This window comes from Vibrio sp. 10N.286.55.E10, assembly GCF_002872555.1.
Lineage (GTDB): Bacteria > Pseudomonadota > Gammaproteobacteria > Enterobacterales > Vibrionaceae > Vibrio > Vibrio crassostreae.
Genome location: NZ_MCSD01000015.1, coordinates 27,905 through 50,250 on the forward strand (window position 1 = coordinate 27,905; position 22,346 = coordinate 50,250).

Genomic DNA, 22,346 nt, shown 5'->3' on the forward strand with positions numbered 1-22,346 from the left:
AATAAGTCCTATTTAGTTTGATGGTCGCATTCTACTGCGTTCTCTTGATAATGGAAGTCTCAATTTAATTGGAAGTTAATATGAAAATAGAACATTACCAACGCTTAACCAAACAAGCCGTTGCATTAATTGAATCAGAAATCGATCTAACTGCTAATCTTGCTAACATCAGTTCATTATTATTCATGGAATTGGATGACTTGAATTGGGCGGGTTTCTATTTAATGAAGCAGGATCAAGCTAAGGAAAAAGACGAACTTGTACTGGGTCCTTTCCAAGGTCAACCTGCTTGTGTGCGAATTCCGGTAGGGCGTGGAGTGTGTGGAACTGCGGTTGCGACGAATACCGTTCAGCGTATTCATGATGTTCATGAGTTCGAAGGTCATATCGCTTGTGACGCTGCAAGTAACTCTGAAATCGTAATTCCGTTCTCTATTGGTGGAAAAATAGCGGGTGTTCTTGATATCGATAGCCCAAATGTTGGCCGTTTTTCTCAAATTGACGAGGACGGATTGACATTTTTCATGGCAGAAGTGGAAAAGCTGCTTAATTCGCACGCGAACAAGGCATAAATTATTCTCTTACTGTGGTTTTTCCCAAGCATCTCTCTATAATACGTAAAAATATTTTCTTAATGCTCGCGGAAAACCGCAAAAACCAGGAACCCACATGGAAAACACTGAAAAGTTAAAAAACAGCAAAGAAGTTATCGCATATATTGCTGAATGTTTCCCTAAATGCTTTACTCTAGAAGGTGAAGCGAAGCCACTTAAAATTGGTATTTTTCAAGATCTTGCTGAACGTCTTAATGAAGATGAAAAAGTAAGTAAGACTCAGCTTCGTGCAGCGTTAAGACAGTACACATCATCATGGCGTTACCTGCACGGCGTAAAAGCTGGCGCAGAACGTGTTGACTTAGACGGCAACGCGTGTGGCACTCTAGAAGAAGAGCACGTTGAACACGCTAAAGCTACACTTGCAGAAAGCAAAGCGAAAGTTCAGGCTCGTCGTAAAGAACAAGCACAAAAAGCTCGTGAAGAAGGCAAAGCGAAACCTAAGGCGAAGAAAGCTCAACAGCCTCGTCGTCAAGCGCCTAAAGCACCAAAAGTAGAAAAGCCTGTAGAAACACGCGCTTTGAACGCTGACGAATTCATCGCTGGCAAAGAAGTAAATGTGAACATGGGTAAAGGAAACATGGCTGCGACCATTGTTGAAATCAATAAGGAAGATGTGCGTGTTCAGTTAGCAAACGGCCTACAAATGGTTGTTAAAGCGGAGCACTTGCGCGCTTAAAGGAGATACTCCTACGCATGAAATGCCGTTCAAAATTGACACTGATTGCTGCTAGCTTTTGGCTAGCAGCTTCAGCTCAGGCTCTCGAAGCCAAATTAGATCAGGACGATTTACCTCTACTCGCTCCTGAGGTCCAACACGAAACTGCTAGTAAACGTGTTACTTCTCGATTTACTCGTTCTCACTATAAACACTTCAATCTCAACGATGATTTCTCTCAAGCTATCTTTAATCGTTACTTAGAGATGCTGGATTATAATCGTAATATCTTCACTCAAGCTGATATTGACTCTTTCGTTGCGTCATCTACACAAATTGATGATCAACTGAAAGCGGGTAATAACCAGATTGCATTCGATGTTTATAATTTGTCTATGCAGAAGCGTTTTGAACGTTTTCAATATGCATTGTCTTTGCTAGATACAGAGATTAAGTTTGATACCGATGAAAGTATTGAGCTAAATCGTAGCGAAGCGGAATGGCCAAAAGATATCGCTGAAGTGAATGAGCTTTGGAGAAAACGCGTTAAATACGATGCGTTGAATCTAAAACTTACTGGTAAAGAGTGGCCAGAGATTCAAGAAGTTTTGGAAAAGCGTTACAACAATGCGATGAAGCGTATTACGCAATCGCACAACGAAGATGCTTTCCAAATCTACATGAACGCATTCGCGCGAGAAGTTGATCCGCACACCAGTTACCTTTCTCCAAGAAATGCAGAGCAATTCCAATCCGAGATGAATCTATCTCTAGAAGGTATTGGTGCTGTACTTCAGATGACAGACGACTACACCGTTATTCGATCTTTAGTTGCTGGTGGCCCTGCGTCAAATAGTAAACAATTGAGCGATGGCGACCGTATTGTTGGAGTTGGTCAAGATGGTGAAGAGATTGTTGATGTTATCGGCTGGCGTTTAGACGATGTAGTGCAATTAATTAAAGGACCGAAAGGGACTAAAGTTAAGCTACAGATCTTGCCAGACGGTAAAGATGCAAAAAGTCACGTTGTCACAATTGTACGCGATAAGATTCGTTTAGAAGACCGCGCTGTAAAGTCAGAAGTTATCGAGAAAGATGGCAAGAAGGTTGGTGTACTAGAAGTACCAAGTTTCTATGTTGGCCTTTCTAAAGATACCGATAAACTGATCACCGAGCTTAAAGAGCAAGGTGTTGAAGGTATTATTGTTGACCTTCGAAACAACGGTGGTGGTGCACTGACTGAAGCAACCGAACTCTCTGGTTTGTTTATCAAAGAGGGACCTGTTGTTCAGGTTCGTGATAGCTACGGTCGTGTTAAAGTGAACAGTGATACCGATGGCCAAATCAGTTACCAAGGTCCGTTAACGGTATTGGTGAATCGCTATAGTGCTTCAGCATCTGAAATCTTTGCAGCAGCGATGCAAGATTACGGTCGTGCAATTATCTTGGGTGAAAACTCTTTCGGTAAAGGTACGGTGCAACAGCATCGCTCTTTGAATCATATTTATGATTTGTTCGATAAAGAGTTGGGTTACGTTCAATACACAATCCAGAAATTCTACCGAATCAATGGTGGTAGTACGCAAAACAAGGGCGTAGTGCCTGATATTGCTTACCCAACGCCAATAGATCCTGCCGATACTGGTGAAAGTGTTGAAGACAATGCTCTTCCTTGGGACAGTATCGACAAAGCGAAGTACTCAGTGTTACAGCGTAACAATGAGCAGATCGCAGCGTTGACGGCTAAACACCAAGCTCGTATCGCAACAGACATGGAATTTGGCTTTATCGCGCAAGATATTGAAAAATATAAGGCAGATAAAGACGACAACGACCTTTCTCTCAATGAAAAGGTTCGTCAACAAGAGAGTGATGATGCGGATGTGCTTCGTCTAGAGCGTATTAACCAACGTCAAAAAGCCGCTAAATTAGAGGCATTTAAAACGTTGGATGATATTCCAAAAGACTACGAAGCCCCGGATGCTTATCTTGATGAATCAGTTGCTATCATGCTGGATATGATCAAAAAATAAACAGAATGCCTGTTAAAAGGTGATTGTTTATAGACGTACTATTTTAAAAAGCGAGCCTAGGCTCGCTTTTTTTGTGTCTATGATTTGACAGGAATATCTGATTGTAACCGTTGAGATCGTCGTAAAGAACACGCAATATTAAGGGGTATTTAGCTCTGTTTTTCGTTGAATAATGACATTTAAGTTACTTCGTACTTAAAATTTAGTGACTTGGATCATATTTTTTCGCTTTCTAATCATTACGAGCCTAAGCTTAAAGAAAACGAGGGGGCGCGTATGAAATGGATTCTACTAATTTTATCTTGTTTAAGTTTTGTTGCTTTTGGGAGCGAGGTTGCTTCGAACAGTCAACAATCCAAAAGTGATAGTAATCTATCTCACTTTGACCTTCCTCTGTTGCTTGGCGATTGGTATTTGATGAATCCAGATCCTGAGCAAGGTACTGAAAATTTTAGAGCAATCAAACTCACTCTCGATTCAAATTACTCATTCACTATCGATATCCAAAAGAAAGACTACAGTGTTGATCATTGGGAAGGTTTGTATAACGCCAATGAAGATACGATTATTTTGGGTTTGAATACTTCTGAGCCCCAGGTTTACGCGTACAGCAGCAACCATAATATGCTGAATCTTAATGGTGTTATGTTCACCAAAGCCTTGCCCAACGCCCTGGCTGGAATTTGGTCAAGCGCCGAACTGTCTGGAAGCGATTTGCGTGCGAGTAACATTCAAAAAATGGATTTAGTGCTTCAACCTGATTTTATCTTCATGTTCCGAGTGTCAGATGAAGAAGGCGGTGAAGTCATTCGTCGCGGTGTGTATTACACCGAAGGCGACCAGCTAGTGTTACTTTATGAGAACGGTGAACACGGTACTCGATATACACTGAACAGTGATGTCTTGACGCTGCAAGGTGAAGAGGGAGACATGTTAGCAGTGCTTAATCGCATACGTTAAGTACGAGTTTTAGCTATAACATCGGCTCGTTGAAAATATGGTACACAGTTCATTTCTTAGCCGTTCCTTTCTGATTTGATTGATAAAATAGCAAAACATGGAGGCATTTTCCTACAATGCCTCCTTTTTTTAATATTCCTCTTGTGTTCTTGGCGTTCAACCTTTAGATATATACAGTTAACAAATAATTACGTATAACGATCAAAAGGAACCCGTCATGGCACATACACCTCAAGCCAAGTATCGTAAAGATTATCAATCACCATCTCACACTATTTCTGATATCGATCTTACTTTCGATTTATACGATTCAGCATCCATTGTTACGGCTGTTTCTAGTGTTAAGCAGGAGAAAGACAACGCGACATTAGTACTTGATGGTGAAGGCTTGAAGTTGGTTTCTGTTTTGGTTGAAGGCAACGAATGGACTCAGTACGAGCAGTCTGAAACTCAACTGACGCTGAATGACCTTCCAAAAGAATTCACTCTAACCATCGTTACTGAAGTGAATCCTGAAGGGAATAGTGCACTTGAAGGCTTGTATAAGTCGGGTGGTGCGTTCTGTACTCAGTGTGAAGCCGAAGGTTTCCGTCGTATTACTTATTACATGGATCGCCCAGATGTGTTGGCGAAATTCACCACCACAGTAATCGCAGACAAAGCAGAAAACCCATTCTTATTAAGCAATGGTAACCGTGTAGATGAAGGCGAAGCTGAAAACGGTCGTCATTGGGTGAAGTGGCAAGACCCACATCCAAAGCCGGCATACCTATTTGCTTTAGTTGCAGGTGACTTTGACGTACTTCGTGACGCATACACTACACAATCGGGTCGCAAAGTTGACCTAGAAATCTTTGTTGATAAAGGCAATCTAGACCGTGCAAACCACGCGATGGTTTCTTTGATTAACTCAATGAAGTGGGACGAAGAGCGTTTCAATCTTGAATACGACTTAGACATATACATGATCGTAGCCGTTGATTTCTTCAACATGGGTGCGATGGAAAACAAAGGCCTGAACGTATTTAACTCTAAGTTTGTTCTAGCAAACGACCAAACTGCAACGGATACAGATTACCTTGGTATTGAAGCAGTAATCGGCCATGAATACTTCCACAACTGGACTGGTAACCGAGTGACTTGTCGCGATTGGTTCCAGTTAAGTCTGAAAGAAGGCTTAACCGTATTCCGCGATCAGGAGTTCTCGTCTGATCTTGGCTCTCGCGCAGTAAACCGAATCAGCAACGTTCGTATGATTCGCGGGCCACAATTCGCTGAAGACGCAAGCCCAATGTCACACCCAATTCGTCCTGAAAAAGTGATAGAAATGAATAACTTCTACACATTGACTGTTTACGAAAAGGGCAGCGAAGTGATCCGAATGATCCACACATTGTTGGGTGAAGACGGTTTCCAAAAAGGCATGAAGCTTTACTTTGAACGTCATGATGGCACGGCTGCAACATGTGAAGACTTCGTCGCGGCAATGGAAGATGCATCTGGCGTTGACCTATCTCAGTTCCGCTTATGGTACAGCCAGTCTGGTACGCCGACGCTGTCTGTTGAAAGTCATTACGATGCAGAAAACAAACAATACACGTTAACAACTCGCCAAGTAACGGCACCAACGCATGAGCAAACTGAAAAGCAGGCTTTGCATATCCCTCTGGATATCGAGCTGTACACGGCTTCAGGTGATGTTGTTGAGTTACAATGTAACGGAAAGCCAGTTAATAACGTATTAGATGTCAAAGAATCGGAACAAACCTTCGTGTTTGAAAACGTTTCTGAACAACCAATCCCATCACTACTTCGTGAATTCTCTGCGCCAGTGAAATTGGAGTACGACTATTCAGATGAAGAGCTTATCTTCTTGATGGTGAATGCGCGCAATGAGTTCTCTCGTTGGGATGCTGGTCAAATGCTATTGGCTAAGTATATTCGCAGCAACGTTGAGAAGGTTCAACAGGGTCAAGCATTTGAGCTTTCTGATTCTGTTGTTGATGCATTCCGTGGCGTACTGCTGAGTGATTCACTAGAGCCTGCGTTTATCGCAGAAATGCTTTCACTGCCAAGCCATAATGAAGTATCAGGTTGGTACGAGCGTGTTGATATTGATGCGGTTGCATCTGTTCTTAACTCAATGAAAGTAACATTAGCCGCTGAACTTAAAGACGAGTTAGCTGCGGTTTATCACAGCAATGCTCTCACTGAATACACAATCGATCACGATTCGATTGGTAAGCGCACTTTACGTAAAGTTTGCCTAAGTTACTTAGCGCACACAGAACAGGGTAACGATTTGGTTGTTGCAATGTACCAACAAGCAAACAACATGACCGATACAATGGCAGCAATGGGTGCGGCAAACAGTGCGCAACTACCATGTCGTGAAACCTTGATGGCGGATTACAGCGACAAGTGGAAACACGATGGTCTGGTTATGGATAAGTGGTTTGCTCTACAAGGTACAAACCCAAGTTCCAATGCTCTTGAAGTGATCAAAGCATCGATGTCACATCAAGCGTTTAGTTTGAAGAACCCGAATCGAATTCGTAACTTGGTTGGTTCATTCTTAAACATGAACCCGGTACAGTTCCATGACAAGTCAGGTCAGGGCTATGAGTTTGCTGGCGAGATCTTGCGTGAGCTTAACAGCAGTAACCCGCAAGTTGCTTCACGTCTGATTGACCCGCTTCTTAAATTCCGTAAGTACGATGATGAACGCCAAGTTCTGATCAAGAAAGAACTTGAGACTTTAAAGGGGATGGACAACCTAGCTAAAGACTTATTTGAGAAAGTAACGAAGGCACTAGAAGCTTAAGTTAAACGTTCTCAAGTAACGGTTTACTTAAATCTGTTTACTGATCAAGAAAAGTCGTCAGTGGTAGAGAATATCTGCCACTGATTTTTTGTTTCTGGTTCATCGAATTTTCGATAAGCTAGAGCAGTTTCAAGTTCAGTTTCAAGTTCAGTTTCAAGCTAGGTTTCACAGTCAGACATCGTCAAGTGCCAAAAAATACTGGCACTGTATATTTATACAGGTATCGTATGAATCGCTATATTTTCCAACTTAACATCTCATATCAGCAGTTTTTAGCCAGCTATTCTGGTGCGGCGAGTAAAGTTCAAGTGATAACAACAACAGGTTTACGTTTACAGTTACCTGCAACTCGATTCAGACCATTTCTTACACAAATAGGGGTTAGAGGGCAGTTTAGGCTGACAACTGACCAAAAAAATAAGTTTATTAAGTTGGAAGCTCTGTAAACCTTGGCGTGCCTAGTGAGTTAAAAGGAATCTTAATCACATAATCAAACATTTCACCTCTTACCACCTCCAAAACAATTAACTATTTTTCAATAATGCTTTTACAATAAATGAATGCATTACCTTTGCTTAACTCGTTAGTAGAAAAGCGCTCAGCGGCACGTTTCAAACACTAGCTTAAGTGATCCCCCTAATAATAAAATATAATTCTAATTGTGGAGTGTGACTATGACCGCACGTGAAACTGTGGTTCCAGTTTTACTTGAAAAAGTTTACAAGCTGATTCAAGACAAACTTGACCTTGCTCATCGACCTCTCGTAACTCAACTTGCTCAACACTTGTTTAGTAACGTTTCTCACGACGATCTAACTCAGAGAAACGAATCCGATTTATATGGTGCTGTAGTTAGCTTATGGCATCACATCAATGAAAAGAAAGCCGACGAAATCTCTGTACGCGTTTTCAACCCGACGGTAAGTCGTCAAGGTTGGCAGTCTACTCATACTATCGTTGAGATAGTCGTTCCAGACAGCCCATTCCTTGTTGATTCCGTAAAAATGGCATTGACTCGCCTAGACCTTTCTTCTCACCTTATGCTTCATAACCCAACACAAATCTCTCGCTCAGATAAGGGCAGTGTTGTCGGTGTAAGCAATAACGAAGGTGCATTCCAATCGCTTTTCCATATTGAGGTTGACCGTCTTAGCAGTAAAGCTGAAATGACAGCGCTTAAAACGGAGCTACTGGATATCTTTACCGATACTAGCTTAGTTGTGAACGATTGGTTGAAGATGGTAGAACGACTTGAAGAAGTAACCAATCAAGTAGAAAAGCAGAAAGAGAGCATTCCTGTAGATGGCCAACGTTTTGATGAAACGTTGGCGTTTCTTCGTTGGTTAGGTGAACACAACTTTACATTCATGGGTTATAAGGAATATGACCTAGTTTCAGTTAACGGCGACACTGAACTGCAACCGACCAAGGAGCAAGGTCTTGGTTTGTTTGCGAACTCAGATCGTGTACGTAACGTTAAGTTATCTGAGTTTTCTGATTCGGCACGCCTTGAAGCGAAAAAGCCTTATGTACTTATCGTAACCAAGGGCAACACGGCTTCACGCATTCACCGCCCAGCTTACAACGATTACATTGGTATTAAGAAGTTCGATAAGAACGGTAAGGTCATTGGTGAGCACCGCTTTACTGGCCTTTACACATCTGCCGTTTATAACCAAACCGTTGAAACGATTCCTCTTGTTCGCGAGAAAGTAGAACGTATTTTGGATGCGAGTGGTTACCGTGAAGGTTCATACTCTTACAAAGCGCTGCACAACATTCTTGAAAACTACCCACGTGATGAACTGCTGCAAGCTCGAGAAGAAGAGCTACTAGAAGTCGGTACGGGCGTAGTACAAATGCAAGATCGCGATCTTCTGCGATTGTTTGTTCGCAAAGACCCGTTTGGTCGTTTCTTTAGCTGCATGGTTTACGTAACAAAAGATCGTTACAACACTGAGCTTCGTCGCCAAACACAGCGCATCTTGAAACAGTACTTTGGTTGTGAAGAAGAGGTTGAATTTACAACGTACTTCTCTGAAAGCCCGCTAGCAAGAACGCACTATATTGTTCGTGTTGATAACAACAACATGGATGTGGACGTGAAAACAATTGAGCAAAATTTAATGGAAGTATCGTCTACGTGGGATGACCGTCTGTCTGAATCAATCATTGCAAACTTCGGTGAGAGCAAAGGTCTTCCATTGTCGAAAGAGTACATGCGTGCATTCCCACGTTCGTACAAAGAAGACATGATGCCAGGTTCTGCAGTTGCGGATATTGAACGTTTAGAAGCACTAAGTGAAGACAACAAATTGGGTATGCTTTTCTACCGTCCTCAAGAAGAGGCGGCAGATTCAAAAGCAGTTCGTTTGAAGTTGTTCTACCACAGCGATGAGCCAATTCACCTTTCTGATGTTATGCCAATGCTTGAAAACTTTGGCCTACGCGTTATTGGTGAATCACCTTATGAAGTGCGTAAAACTAATGGTGTGACATATTGGATCCTTGATTTCTCGATGTTGCACAAGAGCGATAAGACTATCGATCTTCGCGAAGCGCGCGATCTTTTCCAACAAGCGTTCGCAGCAATTTGGGCGGGTGAGTTAGACAGCGATGGTTTCAACCGTTTGGTACTTGGCGCTGGTCTTTCTGGCCGTGAAATCTCAATTTTACGTGCTTATGCTCGTTACATGCGTCAAGTGGGTTTCCCATTCAGCCAACAATACATTGAAGACACATTGTCTCATTACCCAGAGTTAGCAAAAGGGCTAGTGAGCTTATTCGGCAAGCGTTTCGATCCTAAACTGAAGGGCAGCGTGAAAGGCCAACAAGATCTTATTAAGAAGATCACTGAACAGTTGGATCATGTAGAGAGCTTGGATGATGATCGTATCATTCGTCGCTACATGGAAATGATCACTGCAACGCTTCGTACTAACTACTACCAAGTAGATGAGAACAAGCAGTCTAAACCTTGGTTGGCTCTGAAAATGAGACCAAGCGAGATTCCAGATATCCCTGCGCCGGTTCCTGCGTTTGAAATCTTCGTTTACGCACCAGATATTGAGGGTGTTCATCTACGTGGCGGTAAAGTAGCACGTGGTGGTTTACGTTGGTCAGACCGTCAAGAGGACTTCCGTACTGAGATTCTAGGTCTAGTTAAAGCGCAACAAGTTAAGAACACGGTTATCGTTCCGGTTGGTGCTAAAGGTGGTTTTGTTTGTAAGCGTCAACACACTATGTCTGGCCGAGATGAGATCTTTGCTGAAGGTCAACGTTGTTACAAGCGCTTCATCCGTGCCTTACTAGACGTATCAGACAACATCATTGAAGGTGAGGTTATCCCACCTAAGAGTGTTGTTCGTCACGATGAAGATGACCCGTACTTGGTTGTAGCTGCCGATAAAGGTACCGCGACATTCTCAGATCTAGCGAACTCGGTAGCTGAAGAGTACAACTTCTGGTTAGGTGACGCGTTTGCCTCTGGTGGTTCTAACGGTTACGACCATAAAGCTATGGGTATCACGGCGAAAGGTGGTTGGGAATCTGTTAAACGTCACTTCCGTGAAATGGGCATCAACTGTCAAAGCACAGACTTCACTGCAATTGGTGTAGGTGATATGGCGGGCGACGTATTTGGTAACGGTATGCTGCTATCTAAGCATATTCGCTTACAAGCTGCGTTTAACCACATGCATATCTTCATTGACCCGAATCCAGAGTCGGCATCAAGCTGGGTAGAGCGTGACCGTCTGTTTAATCTGCCTCGTTCAAGCTGGGAAGATTACAATAAAGACCTGATTTCTCAAGGTGGTGGCATCTTCTCTCGTCGAGCGAAGTCTATTTCCCTAACACCTGAAATTCAGAAAATGCTGGGTACCAAGAAAGCTTCTATGGCACCAAACGACTTGATCAAAGCGATCTTGTCTATGCAGGTTGATCTACTTTGGAATGGCGGTATTGGTACTTACGTTAAGTCTTCTAGCGAGACTCATACTGATGTGGGTGACCGTGCAAATGACGTGCTACGTATTGATGGCCGTGACCTAAAAGCTAAGGTTGTTGGTGAAGGCGGTAACTTGGGTATGACTCAATTGGGTCGTATTGAATACGCTCTAACGGGCGGTCGAGTGAATACTGACTTTGTTGATAACGTTGGTGGTGTAGATTGCTCGGATAACGAAGTTAACATTAAGATCTTCTTGAATGGCTTAGTGTCTAATGGTGATCTAACCGTTAAGCAACGTAACCAAGTGCTTGAGTCAATGGAAGATGAAGTTGGTGAAATCGTACTAGATGATGCGTACTGCCAAGCTGAGTCCATCTCTGTGACTGAGCATCAAGGTGTTGGCTTAGTGAAAGAGCAAATCCGCTTCATCCACACAATGGAAAAAGCAGGGTATTTAGACCGTGGTTTGGAATACATCCCAGATGACGAAACGCTGTTAGAGCGTGAGAAGCAAGGCCAAGCACTAACAAGACCTGAGCTATCAGTATTGATCGCTTACGGTAAAATGGTTCTAAAAGAAGATCTTGTAAGTGATGATATTGCGAATGATGAGTTCCATGCTCAACAACTGATGCAATACTTCCCAACGGAGTTACGCCGTAACTACTCCCAGCACATGGATAACCATCCACTACGTGCCGAGATCATTGCAACTGCGCTTGCTAACCAAATGGTTAACGAGATGGGCTGTAACTTTGTGACTCGTTTGCAAGAAGAGACGGGCGCGAACATTGTTGATATTGCGAATGCTTACGCGGCATCACGTGAAATCTACGGTCTAGGTAAGGTACTAAAGAGCATCCGTGAACTGGACAACATCTCAAGTTCTGAAGCTCAATACGAATTGCTTTACCATGTGCGTCGTACGCTTCGTCGCCTAGCACGCTGGTTGCTAAGAAACCGTACGGGTAAACAGTCAGTGAACGCATTGATTGAGCTTTACCAAGGTGATGTGGCTGCGATTACTGAAAAACTGGACGAAAACCTAGTCGCATCAGAAGTAGAAGAGCATCAAGCAATGGCTCAACTATGGATTGATCAAGGTGTAAATGCTGAGCTGGCTAATTCAGTGGCTCGTTTGTCTAGCCTGTACTCAGCACTGGATATATCCACAGTGGCTCGTGAAACAGGTAAAACAGTCCAACAAGCGTCTAAGCTTTACTTCAACCTTGGCGACCGTTTGTCACTGCATTGGTTCTTGAAGCAAATCAATGGCCAAGCTGTAGACAACAACTGGCAAGCGCTGGCACGTGCTGCATTCAGAGAAGATCTGGATTGGCAACAACGTCAGCTAACTGGCCAAGTACTTAACTGTGGCTGTGCTTCAGACATCGATGTGATTAAAGCGCTTGATGACTGGATGGAAAGTAACTCTGTTTCTCTGCATCGTTGGGAGAGCATCTTGAACGAATTCAAAGTGGGTTCTGTTCATGAGTTTGCTAAGTTCTCAGTGGCGTTACGTGAATTGATGTTGTTGAATCTAAACTGCATGTCGAAAGACTAGTCACTAGATAAAACGAAAAATATAAGGGCAGGCCACAAGGTCTGCCTTTTTCGTTTCGGTAAAGTGGGATCAATAGAACTAACGATTTTTGAAGGACCAACCTCGACGGACACGTGGTTTGTTGTTAAGTGAGTTGGTGGCTGTACTAAGGTTGAGATTAGAAATGGGTTAATAACCTGAAGAAACGATAACGTTTGCTTAATAATGAACCTCATTCGTTAGCAAACTCGATTATCTTACCCTTACAGACAGTAATAGATTGAATAGTTGGGTAAATAAGTAAATAATATCGCCCCGTTTACACGGGGCTTTTTTCTATCGGAGGCACAATGCTTTACCGTCTAGCCAGAACTGGCTTTTTCCAACTTGATGCCGAAAAGGCACATGATCTTGCAATTCAAAATTTCAAACGCTTTACAGGCACACCAATTGATCTTTTGTATCGCCAACAATTACCTCATCGACCTGTAGAGTGCATGGGTCTTACTTTTAAAAACCCAGTTGGCCTCGCGGCAGGCCTAGATAAAAACGGCGAATGTATTGATGCATTTGGCGCTATGGGTTTTGGTTTCGTAGAAGTAGGAACAGTGACTCCACGTCCACAAGCGGGTAACGACAAACCTCGTTTATTCCGTCTTGTAGAAGCTGAAGGTATCATCAACCGCATGGGCTTTAACAACCTAGGCGTCGACAACCTTGTTGAGAATGTTAAGAAGTCGAACTACGATGGCATCTTAGGTATTAACATCGGTAAGAACAAAGACACACCAATTGAAAAGGGCGCTGAAGATTACTTGATCTGTATGGAGAAGGTATATCAATACGCTGGTTACATTGCTGTGAACATCTCTTCACCAAATACTCCAGGACTTCGTTCTCTACAATACGGCGAAGCTCTAGACGATCTGTTGTCTGAACTTAAAACCAAACAATCTGAACTGGAAGAGAAGCATGGTAAATATGTGCCTCTTGCTCTTAAGATTGCTCCGGATCTAAGTGACGACGAAATTAGCCAAATTTGTGAATCATTGATCAAAAATAAGATCGATGGTGTGATCGCAACAAATACAACATTGGATCGTTCAATCGTTGAAGGTATGAAACATTGCGATGAAGCGGGTGGCCTAAGTGGACGTCCAGTTCAATCTCGCAGCACTGAAGTAGTTCGCAAACTTCACGAAGAGCTTGGTGACAAACTGCCGATCATTGGAGTAGGTGGTGTTGACTCGTATGTTGCTGCAAAAGAGAAAATGATGGCAGGCGCGAAGCTTGTACAAGTTTACTCTGGTTTCATCTACAAAGGTCCAGGCCTAGTTGGCGACATCGTTAAAAATCTATAAGCTTAAAATTGCTTTTATTCTTGAAAAGCGACAATCTGGCATCGTCTTACTAAAAGAGACACTGTAACTTACTGAGTTGTAGAGAAAAGCGATAAGAAAGAGGAATTGATTTCCTCTTTTTTTTTGCCTATTGCTCAGTAAAATTACTGTAATTGAAGGTAATTTTGCGTTTTACCTAATGGAATGGTTCAACAGTGTGAGACGAAATGATGCTTAAACCTAGCGATACATGGAGTTGGTATTACGATGAGCAGCAATGTTCATTAATGCTAAACCTCGGAGAGGATATGATTTTCAAAACGAATCTGGTCCGCAATAAGCTGGTGGACTGCGCGTTTAGAGATAATGAATTCACCGTTGATGACGCATCTTCATACCAAACCTTCAAAGAACAAATTTCTGGCTTAGAACTGTCTGAGCCTCGTCAAGCTGAACTCGCGCTTTATTGTGTGGCAGCAAAACGCTTCCATAAGCCTGTACAGCCTAAGAGTTGGTTCTTCGACTCACAGGGCGCTGGGCATGAATATCCTCAAGAAGGGGATATCGTACAAATGAATAACGAACATAGCTTAGGGTATTTCATTGTATTAGAAGTGGGAGAGTGCGCGAGCCTATGTGCATTTGTCGACCTAGAAGAGTTTCTGCTTACACCTTCAAAAGGGTTACGCTTTGGCGACTCGATTAAGGTCATGCACGATAGAATGATAGACGCGAACGCTATTCTTCATCAAACGCACATTGCGATGGTCGGTTAGCCTTCTATTCAGTCCATCATTTCTCACACACATCGCAACGCGTAAACCTGTCAAACCTTCCCCAAAATCGGCTCAATAGCCGATTTTTTTGTGCCTAAAAAACCTCATCCTGATAAATACATCACTGCTTAACCATTTAAATAGTGAACTTACGACTATTTTTTCGCCTTAATTTCAGCTTTTTTTCATCGCTAGAAGTGTAGTTGGTCCATCTTTATTCCCTGTTTTTGGTCTTTTGTAGCTAAATTTCACCCATAAATCCCTCCTGGTATATACCAGTTTAAAGGTGAATATAAATTCACATTGCTGTTTTGGTTAACAAATGGTCAGAAATGGAGTTGGTTCGATAGGTCTTGTGTTCTAAGGGGATGTGGGTAAGCGATCGCTTCAAGACTGTGCATTTGCTAGCCAGTTAGTCGAAAGATTCAATGAAAAGACGCGTTTAGTGTGATGCTCTAGTTACAAATTCAGGTATAATCGAGCTCATTTTTATCAATAAAAGAACACTATGAATCAATATCTAGCGGTTACCTCAAACGGCCTTGAGAATTTATTAGTTGAAGAACTAACCCAACTAGGGATTACAAACGCAAAACCTGTTCAAGCAGGTGTTAAATTCAAAGCGACCAATGAGCAAATTTATCGTTGTTGTTTGTGGAGCCGTTTGGCTTCTCGATTTGTACGTGTCCTTTCTGAATTCACTTGTATGGACGACATGGATTTGTACCTATCAACCACTGCGGTTAACTGGGTAAATCAATTCCATAGCTCTAAGCGTTTCGTTGTTGACTTTAATGGTACGAACAACGAAATCCGTAACAGCCAATACGGTGCGATGAAAGTAAAAGATGCCGTTGTTGATTGCTTCGAGAAGAAGTCTTTGCCTCGTCCTTCTATCAGCAAAGAGAACCCAGACATTCGTATTCACGTTCGTCTACACCGTGATAAAGCGATTCTTGGTGTTGATATGGTGGGAAGCGGTCTTCACCAACGTGGTTATCGTCCTGAATCAGGTCGCGCACCTCTGCGTGAAACGCTTGCTGCAGCGATTCTTCTTCGTAGTGGTTGGGATGCAACGAAACCATTCTTAGACCCTATGTGTGGTTCAGGTACGTTAGTGATTGAAGCGGCAATGATGGCTGCAAACATGGCTCCTGGTGTTAAACGCCAGAAGTGGTGTTTTGAATCACTAGAAGATTTCGAACCAGAGCTTTGGGCTGAAGTTAAAGCTGAAGCGAACGTTCAAGGTCGTCGTGGCGTTAAGAAAGTAGAATGTAAGTTCTATGGTTACGACAACGATGAACGCATGATCAAAACAGCGCGCGACAATGCTCGTCGTGCTGGTGTAGAAGATCTGATTGAATTCGAAGTAGGTGATGCAGCAAAGCTTAAGCGCCCTACGGAATTTACTGATGGTGTGATTGTTTCTAACCCACCTTATGGTGAGCGTCTGGGTACAGAGCCTGGCCTAATTGCACTTTACACCGCATTCGGTGCACAACTTAAAGCGGAATTTGGTGGTTGCAACGCATCTATCTTCTCTAGCTCAGACGAGTTACTAAGCTGCTTACGCATGCGTGCAGACAAACAGTTCAAATTGAATAATGGTGCGTTACCGTGTCACCAAAAGAACTACTCAATTTCAGATCGTCCGATGTCAGAACGTCCAACGGGCGAGCAAGAACAGCTGATTGCTCCTGACTTTGCAAACCGACTTAAAAAGAACATCGGTAAAATTGGCAAGTGGGCTAAGAAAGAGCAATTAGATTGTTACCGTATCTACGATGCTGACTTACCAGAATACAATGTAGCGATTGACGTATACCCAGGTCACCTTGTGATTCAAGAATACGCAGCGCCTAAAGATGTTCCGGAAGAGAAGGCAAAACGTCGCTTAACCGATATCATCCGTGCTTCTATTCAAGTAACGGGCGTTGAAGCGAACAATGTGGTTCTAAAGGTTCGTCAGAAGCAGAAAGGCCGTTCTCAATACCAGAAGATGGCTCAAGACTCATCTAACCTAGAAGTGAACGAATACGGCGTTAAGCTGATTGTTAATCTTCATGATTACTTAGATACAGGCTTGTTCCTAGATCATAAGATCACTCGTCGTCGTATCGGTGAGATGGCTGCAGGTAAAGATTTCCTAAACCTGTTCGCTTACACAGGCAGTGCATCTGTTCATGCTGCTGTAGGTGGCGCGCGTTCTACAACAACGGTTGATATGTCTAATACCTACCTTGAGTGGGCAAAACAGAACATGGAGCTTAATGGCCGTGTTGGTCGTCAACATCAGTTTGTGCAAGCTGACTGCTTACAGTGGTTGGTTAAAGAGCAGGGTTCTTACGACCTGATCTTTATTGATCCACCTACGTTCTCAAACTCAAAGCGTATGGATCAATCTTTCGATGTTCAACGTGATCATATTCAGTTGATGGAAAACCTTAAGCGTCTTCTTCGTGAAGAAGGCACGATTGTGTTCTCTAACAACAAACGTCACTTCAAAATGGATCTAGAAGGTCTAGAAGCGTTAGGTCTTAAAGCTCAAAATATCTCAGCTAAGACGCTTCCATTGGACTTCTCTCGCAATAAGCACATTCATAACTGCTGGTTGATTACACATAAGTAGTTAAGAGATTGTATAAGGATATATAGTGCTGACTCTCTACAGTACAGAAGGGTGCCATCTATGTGAGATGGCATTCCAACTCACGGAACAGTTAAACATTAGCCATCACGTCAACGTTGTCGACATTGCATTTGATGATGAGCTCTTTTCCCGTTACGGGGTCACTATTCCGGTGCTCAAATTTGAAAGCTCTGACCTTTCTCAAAGCTCAGAGCTTAACTGGCCATTTGGCTTGTTAGAACTTAAAGATTGGTTAAAGAAGAATGGCATTACTTACAATTCATAATGGGCAATTAGCGTTTGGCGATCACCCGTTATTAGATCGTGCGGACTTCGCACTGCAAGAAAACGAACGTGTGTGTTTAGTAGGGCGCAATGGCGCAGGTAAGTCTACGTTGATGAAAATCCTGTCTGGGAACATCATCATGGACGACGGCAAGATGCAAATCACACAAGATGTGGTTGTATCTCGCCTTGAGCAAGATCCACCGCGCAATGAGCAAGGTACCGTTTATGATTACGTTGCTGGTGGCCTAGCGGAAATCGGTGAACAGTTGAAGATCTATCATGATCTTCTGGATCTCATCGGTACTGACCCTAGTGAAAAGAACCTAAATCGTCTTACTCGTGTTCAAGAGCAATTGGATCATGCGAATGCATGGCGCTTTGAAGATCGCGTAAGCAACGTATTGGCTGCACTTAAGTTGACAGCTGAAACAAAGCTGACTGATTTATCTGGTGGTTGGCAACGTAAAGCGGCGCTTGCTCGTGCGCTTGTATGTGATCCTGACGTGCTTCTACTTGACGAACCGACTAACCACTTGGATGTTGCGACCATTGAATGGTTAGAGGGTTTCCTGAAAGACTTCCGCGGTTCAATCATCTTTATCTCGCATGACCGTGCGTTCATTAAATCGATGGCAACACGTATTGTCGATCTTGATCGCGGTAAATTGAGCTCTTTCCCGGGTGATTACGAAAACTATCTTGTTGAGAAAGAAGAAGCGCTTCGTGTTGAAGAGATGCAGAACGCTGAATTTGATAAAAAGCTCGCTCAGGAAGAAGTATGGATTCGTCAAGGCATTAAAGCTCGTCGAACTCGTAACGAAGGCCGCGTACGTGCGCTTAAGAAGCTACGTGAAGAACGTTTGAACCGTCGTGAAGTGCAAGGCAAAGCGATCATCCAAATCGACGATGGCCAGCGTTCAGGCAAGATTGTATTTGAAGCTGAGAACATTAACTTTGGCTTCGAAGGCAAAGAGATTGTTAAAGACTTCAGCTTCAACATCATGCGTGGTGATCGTATCGCTCTGATTGGTCCTAACGGTTGTGGTAAGAGTACGGTACTTAAGCTGCTTCTTGACCAGCTTAAGCCTGATTCAGGTCGTCTGCATTGTGGTACTAAACTTGAAGTGGCTTACTTCGACCAATACCGCGAAATTCTAGACCCTGAGAAGTCTGTAATCGATAACTTAGCGGATGGTAAGCAAGAAGTCACTGTAGGTGGCCGTGAGCGTCATGCACTCAGCTACTTACAAGATTTCTTATTCTCTCCAAAACGTGCTCGTACTCCTGTTAAAGCACTATCTGGTGGTGAGAAAAACCGTCTGTTACTAGCTCGTATCTTCCTTAAGTCGAACAACTTATTGATTCTCGATGAGCCAACCAACGATCTAGATATCGAAACTTTGGAACTTTTAGAAGATTTGCTTGCCAACTATCAGGGTACGCTTCTTTTAGTGAGCCACGATCGTCAGTTTGTTGATAACACGGTTATGACAAGTTGGATCTTTGAAGGTAATGGCGTTATTGAAGAATTTGTTGGTGGTTATCACGATGCTCAGCAGCAAAGAAAACAAGCATTAGAGTACCGACAGGTTGAAAAGCCATCAAAGCCTGAGAAAGTAGTTGAGGAAACTCCCAAAACTGCGCCAGTTAAGGCTAAACCTAAGAAGTTATCGTATAAGCTACAACGAGAACTAGAAGCGCTACCAATGCGTTTAGAAGAATTGGAAACTCAAATTGAAACTCTTCAGGAAGAAGTCAACGATCCAAGCTTCTTTTCAAAATCTGTAGAGCAGACACAACCAGTATTAGATAAGCTATCTGCAGCAGAGCAGGAGCTTGAAGTTGCTTTTGAGCGCTGGGAAGAGCTCGAGGCACTACAACAGGAAAGTTAAGAAGTAATAATGACTTGTACTAAATTTAAATTAACAACAGTTGCAGCATTAGTTTTTGCTGCAACTAATGCGAATGCTGCGCTTTATAAGGTAGTGGAAGTTACTCCTTCGATTACTGGCGCATCAGAGATCTTTGGTGTTGCGATTCAGCCAGCGACTGTTTCTGGAACAGAGAGTTGTTTTACTACTGGTACTGTCGGTGGTGTTGCGTGTGACAGCTTCAAATTGGCTGGTGAAACTCGCAATACAGTCGAAGCTGTAAGTTATCGCGAAGAAGTGCCTTTCGCTATGGACGCTCCGTTCCAATACATCCAAGAGTTCGATGATTTCGAAAACTATTGCTACCGAGAGCTAAGATACTCTACATGTGAAAGTTGGGCGCAAAACCGTTGGAATGATACTTGGAGCAAGGAAAGAAATGACCTTACTCACGTCAATGCTAAAGCCTTTGTCGAAGGTGGCGCTACATTTGACACTCGTAATACGGTAATTAACTCTCTAGATGACAATGCTCAACCACTAGGTGTTAAATCTAAAGGTGATATTCGCAATAACGCGATGTTTACGACGACGGCTGGGCCTACTGGTACGTCTGAAACTCGTGCATGGAAAGCGATTAAGGCAAGCAACGGTACTGTTTATAATGTAGGTAGTGTCTCTGAAGAGTTTGTTCCGACTGATACATCAGAACCAGATAAGGCCTATGCTTCTAAAGCGGCGATCTGGGACGGTACTACGACCAAAGAAATCGATTGGATTCGCAGCGGTGACGCTAAACAAGGTGATTACTTTGCTCAAGGCAGTATGCGTTCAATCGTTGAATCAGGTTCTGGTTTTTACGGTGTTGGCTATAATACTGCAGATGGTAATGGTGACCTACAAGACATGAACGCCAGTGTTTTTGTGAGTGACTCATTAGATCTTACTGGTGCAACATGGACGACTACACAGATTAGCGGTGCAGAGGTTAAGTCAGGCTCGTCTAACGACGATGCTAGATACAGTAACTCTGTAGCGACTGACATCAACGATAATTTGTTCGCTGTTGGTTATTCTAAGCGTAATGGTTATGTACCAGAGAGTGGTAGTGCGGGTAATAAGCCTTTCGTTGTAACCGATGCTAAAAACCCAACAGCAACGTACTTGTCTGGTGGTATCTTCTTTGGTGGTTCGAGCGGTGAAGCTAAAGCAGTTAACAACTTTAATGAGTTTGTTGGCCAAATAGATGCAGAAACCACTCGTGAGGTTGATGGTAGTGAAAGAAGACACAGAGGCTTTATATATCCTTATAACGTGTCTTCATCAACTGAAGCTCGTCGTGTAGACATCTTTAACGGTCAGGCTTGGTGGTTAGATGATCTAACAAATGATGGTAATGTTTCCGGAGAGAACAACAAGTTCCGAATTATTGATGCTACTGACATTAACGATGCTGGTGTGATCTCTGCTACTGCTATCAAATGTACAGTTGGAGGAACGACTCAACCGTATGACACAACGTCTCACAACTCATACTGTGGTGGCGCGTCATCTAACGCGGTAGAAGAGGTTGTTGCAGTTAAGCTTGTACCAATTGCCGGTGCAACTAAAGCTGATATCCAAACTCGTAGTGCCGACTCAGAGAAAGTTGATCGTCAAGGTGGTAGCCTAGGTTGGTTAACTTTGACTGTGCTTGGTCTGTTAGGGTTCCGCAGAAAATTTAAATAATTTATCTCTTGGGCCCGAGTTCACAATTCTGAACTCGGGCTTTTTTTCGCCTTGAGAAAAGTGAAAATCTGATCGATTCTTAAAGTTGGAGTCACAAAAACTCCGCAAAGTTGTAATCATTGTATGTTAGTAAATGGAACACCCGTATGAGGACTGCACTATGAAGAGACAAAAGCGTGATCGACTAGAACGAGCACAATCTCAAGGCTACAAAGCTGGTTTAAATGGTAGGTCGCAAGAAGCTTGCCCATATAGCCAAATGGACTCTCGGTCTTATTGGTTAGGTGGTTGGCGTGATGCCAAAGATGATAAGCAATCAGGTCTCTATAAGTAGATAGGGCGTAAAGAATTCAAGGTCAGGGCTCCATTGTCTGTTGATTACAACGGCTGGAGCCTTGTTAGTTTCAGAACAATACAAAGATTCCCAGAGCTATATAGAATTCTAGTTTCGCTATCATAAGCGTATCGCTGGTGGATTTATCCTGTTTCAAGCTTAATACGGGATATTTTAATGCACTATAACTAAATTTATTGAAATGAAAATAAAGCAGCCATGGGCTGCTTTATTAAAAATCTAATAGTTAGATTAGAATGCTGACGTATCTTGGAAAAGGCCAACTTTCAAATCTTTAGCAACGTAGATCTCTTTACCATCAACAAGTACGCGACCATCCGCAAGACCCATAACTAGGCGACGGTTAACAACACGCTTCATGTGGATCTCGTAAGTTACTTTTTTCGCTGTTGGCAGAATTTGACCAGTGAATTTCACTTCGCCAACACCTAGAGCTCGACCTTTACCTTCGCCGCCAACCCAACCAAGGTAGAAGCCAACCAGCTGCCACATTGCGTCAAGGCCTAGACAACCCGGCATTACAGGGTCACCTGGGAAGTGACAATCGAAGAACCATAGGTCAGGAGTAATATCCAGCTCAGCAAGAACTAAACCTTTACCGTAATCACCTTCAGTTTCAGACATTTTAGTGATGCGATCCATCATTAGCATGTTCGGTGCTGGTAGTTGAGGACCTTGTGGCCATAGTTCGCCTTGGCTTGATGCTAGAAGCTCTTCGCGAGTGTAAGAATCACGTTTGTTTTGCATTATCAATTACTCCGATTTTTGATAGGTG

Annotated in this window: 15 protein-coding genes; 14 read left to right on the plus strand and 1 reads right to left on the minus strand. The window is 43.0% G+C overall.

Annotated features, from left to right (window positions below; translation table 11 throughout):
• Positions 1–80: 80 nt before the first annotated feature.
• The 14 genes from BCV39_RS10775 (at position 81) to rmf (ending at position 21,550) form a co-directional block, all read left to right on the plus strand.
• Entirely contained in the window at positions 81–572 is a 492-nt protein-coding gene (locus tag BCV39_RS10775; RefSeq protein WP_057622357.1) for a GAF domain-containing protein, read from the plus strand.
• Between the two features lie 97 nt (positions 573–669).
• Positions 670–1,293 (plus strand): RNA chaperone ProQ, encoded by a 624-nt coding sequence (proQ, locus tag BCV39_RS10780; protein ID WP_017057223.1) that lies wholly within the window; start codon positions 670–672, stop codon positions 1,291–1,293.
• Between the two features lie 17 nt (positions 1,294–1,310).
• Positions 1,311–3,305, plus strand: a complete 1,995-nt coding sequence (gene prc / locus BCV39_RS10785; RefSeq protein WP_102432714.1) for a carboxy terminal-processing peptidase — start codon at positions 1,311–1,313, stop codon at positions 3,303–3,305.
• A 276-nt stretch (positions 3,306–3,581) separates the two neighbouring features.
• The gene (locus BCV39_RS10790) at positions 3,582–4,265 is read left to right on the plus strand and encodes a hypothetical protein (RefSeq protein WP_102432713.1); all 684 of its coding nucleotides are present in this window, start codon (positions 3,582–3,584) and stop codon (positions 4,263–4,265) included.
• Positions 4,266–4,482: 217 nt separating this feature from the next.
• The gene (pepN, locus tag BCV39_RS10795) at positions 4,483–7,089 is read left to right on the plus strand and encodes an aminopeptidase N (RefSeq protein ID WP_102432712.1); all 2,607 of its coding nucleotides are present in this window, start codon (positions 4,483–4,485) and stop codon (positions 7,087–7,089) included.
• 227 nt (positions 7,090–7,316) lie between these two features.
• Positions 7,317–7,535, plus strand: a complete 219-nt coding sequence (locus BCV39_RS10800; protein ID WP_004733645.1) for a DUF2835 domain-containing protein — start codon at positions 7,317–7,319, stop codon at positions 7,533–7,535.
• Between the two features lie 228 nt (positions 7,536–7,763).
• Positions 7,764–12,605, plus strand: coding sequence for an NAD-glutamate dehydrogenase (locus BCV39_RS10805; protein ID WP_102432711.1), 4,842 nt, complete (start codon positions 7,764–7,766; stop codon positions 12,603–12,605).
• Positions 12,606–12,934: 329 nt separating this feature from the next.
• A complete protein-coding gene (gene pyrD, locus BCV39_RS10810) occupies positions 12,935–13,945 on the plus strand; it encodes a quinone-dependent dihydroorotate dehydrogenase (protein ID WP_017059681.1) in 1,011 nt (336 codons plus the stop codon).
• Positions 13,946–14,151: 206 nt separating this feature from the next.
• Positions 14,152–14,700, plus strand: a complete 549-nt coding sequence (locus BCV39_RS10815) for a cell division protein ZapC (protein ID WP_017059680.1) — start codon at positions 14,152–14,154, stop codon at positions 14,698–14,700.
• 508 nt (positions 14,701–15,208) lie between these two features.
• Complete coding sequence (rlmKL, locus tag BCV39_RS10820; RefSeq protein ID WP_102432710.1) at positions 15,209–17,329, plus strand: bifunctional 23S rRNA (guanine(2069)-N(7))-methyltransferase RlmK/23S rRNA (guanine(2445)-N(2))-methyltransferase RlmL; 2,121 nt, start codon at positions 15,209–15,211, stop codon at positions 17,327–17,329.
• A gap of 25 nt (positions 17,330–17,354) precedes the next feature.
• Positions 17,355–17,615: a glutaredoxin family protein gene (locus tag BCV39_RS10825; protein WP_102432709.1), complete on the plus strand. Its 261-nt coding sequence runs from the start codon at positions 17,355–17,357 to the stop codon at positions 17,613–17,615.
• The gene (locus BCV39_RS10830; protein WP_055318436.1) at positions 17,593–19,509 is read left to right on the plus strand and encodes an ABC transporter ATP-binding protein; all 1,917 of its coding nucleotides are present in this window, start codon (positions 17,593–17,595) and stop codon (positions 19,507–19,509) included. The genes BCV39_RS10825 and BCV39_RS10830 overlap by 23 nt, the downstream gene beginning before the upstream one ends.
• A 9-nt stretch (positions 19,510–19,518) precedes the next feature.
• Positions 19,519–21,216, plus strand: coding sequence for a DUF3466 family protein (locus tag BCV39_RS10835; protein ID WP_102432708.1), 1,698 nt, complete (start codon positions 19,519–19,521; stop codon positions 21,214–21,216).
• A gap of 160 nt (positions 21,217–21,376) precedes the next feature.
• Positions 21,377–21,550, plus strand: coding sequence for a ribosome modulation factor (gene rmf, locus BCV39_RS10840; RefSeq protein ID WP_017059676.1), 174 nt, complete (start codon positions 21,377–21,379; stop codon positions 21,548–21,550).
• A gap of 252 nt (positions 21,551–21,802) precedes the next feature.
• Here the strand turns inward: rmf and fabA are convergent, their stop codons facing one another.
• Entirely contained in the window at positions 21,803–22,318 is a 516-nt protein-coding gene (gene fabA / locus BCV39_RS10845) for a bifunctional 3-hydroxydecanoyl-ACP dehydratase/trans-2-decenoyl-ACP isomerase (protein WP_017059675.1), read from the minus strand.
• Positions 22,319–22,346 lie beyond the last annotated feature (28 nt).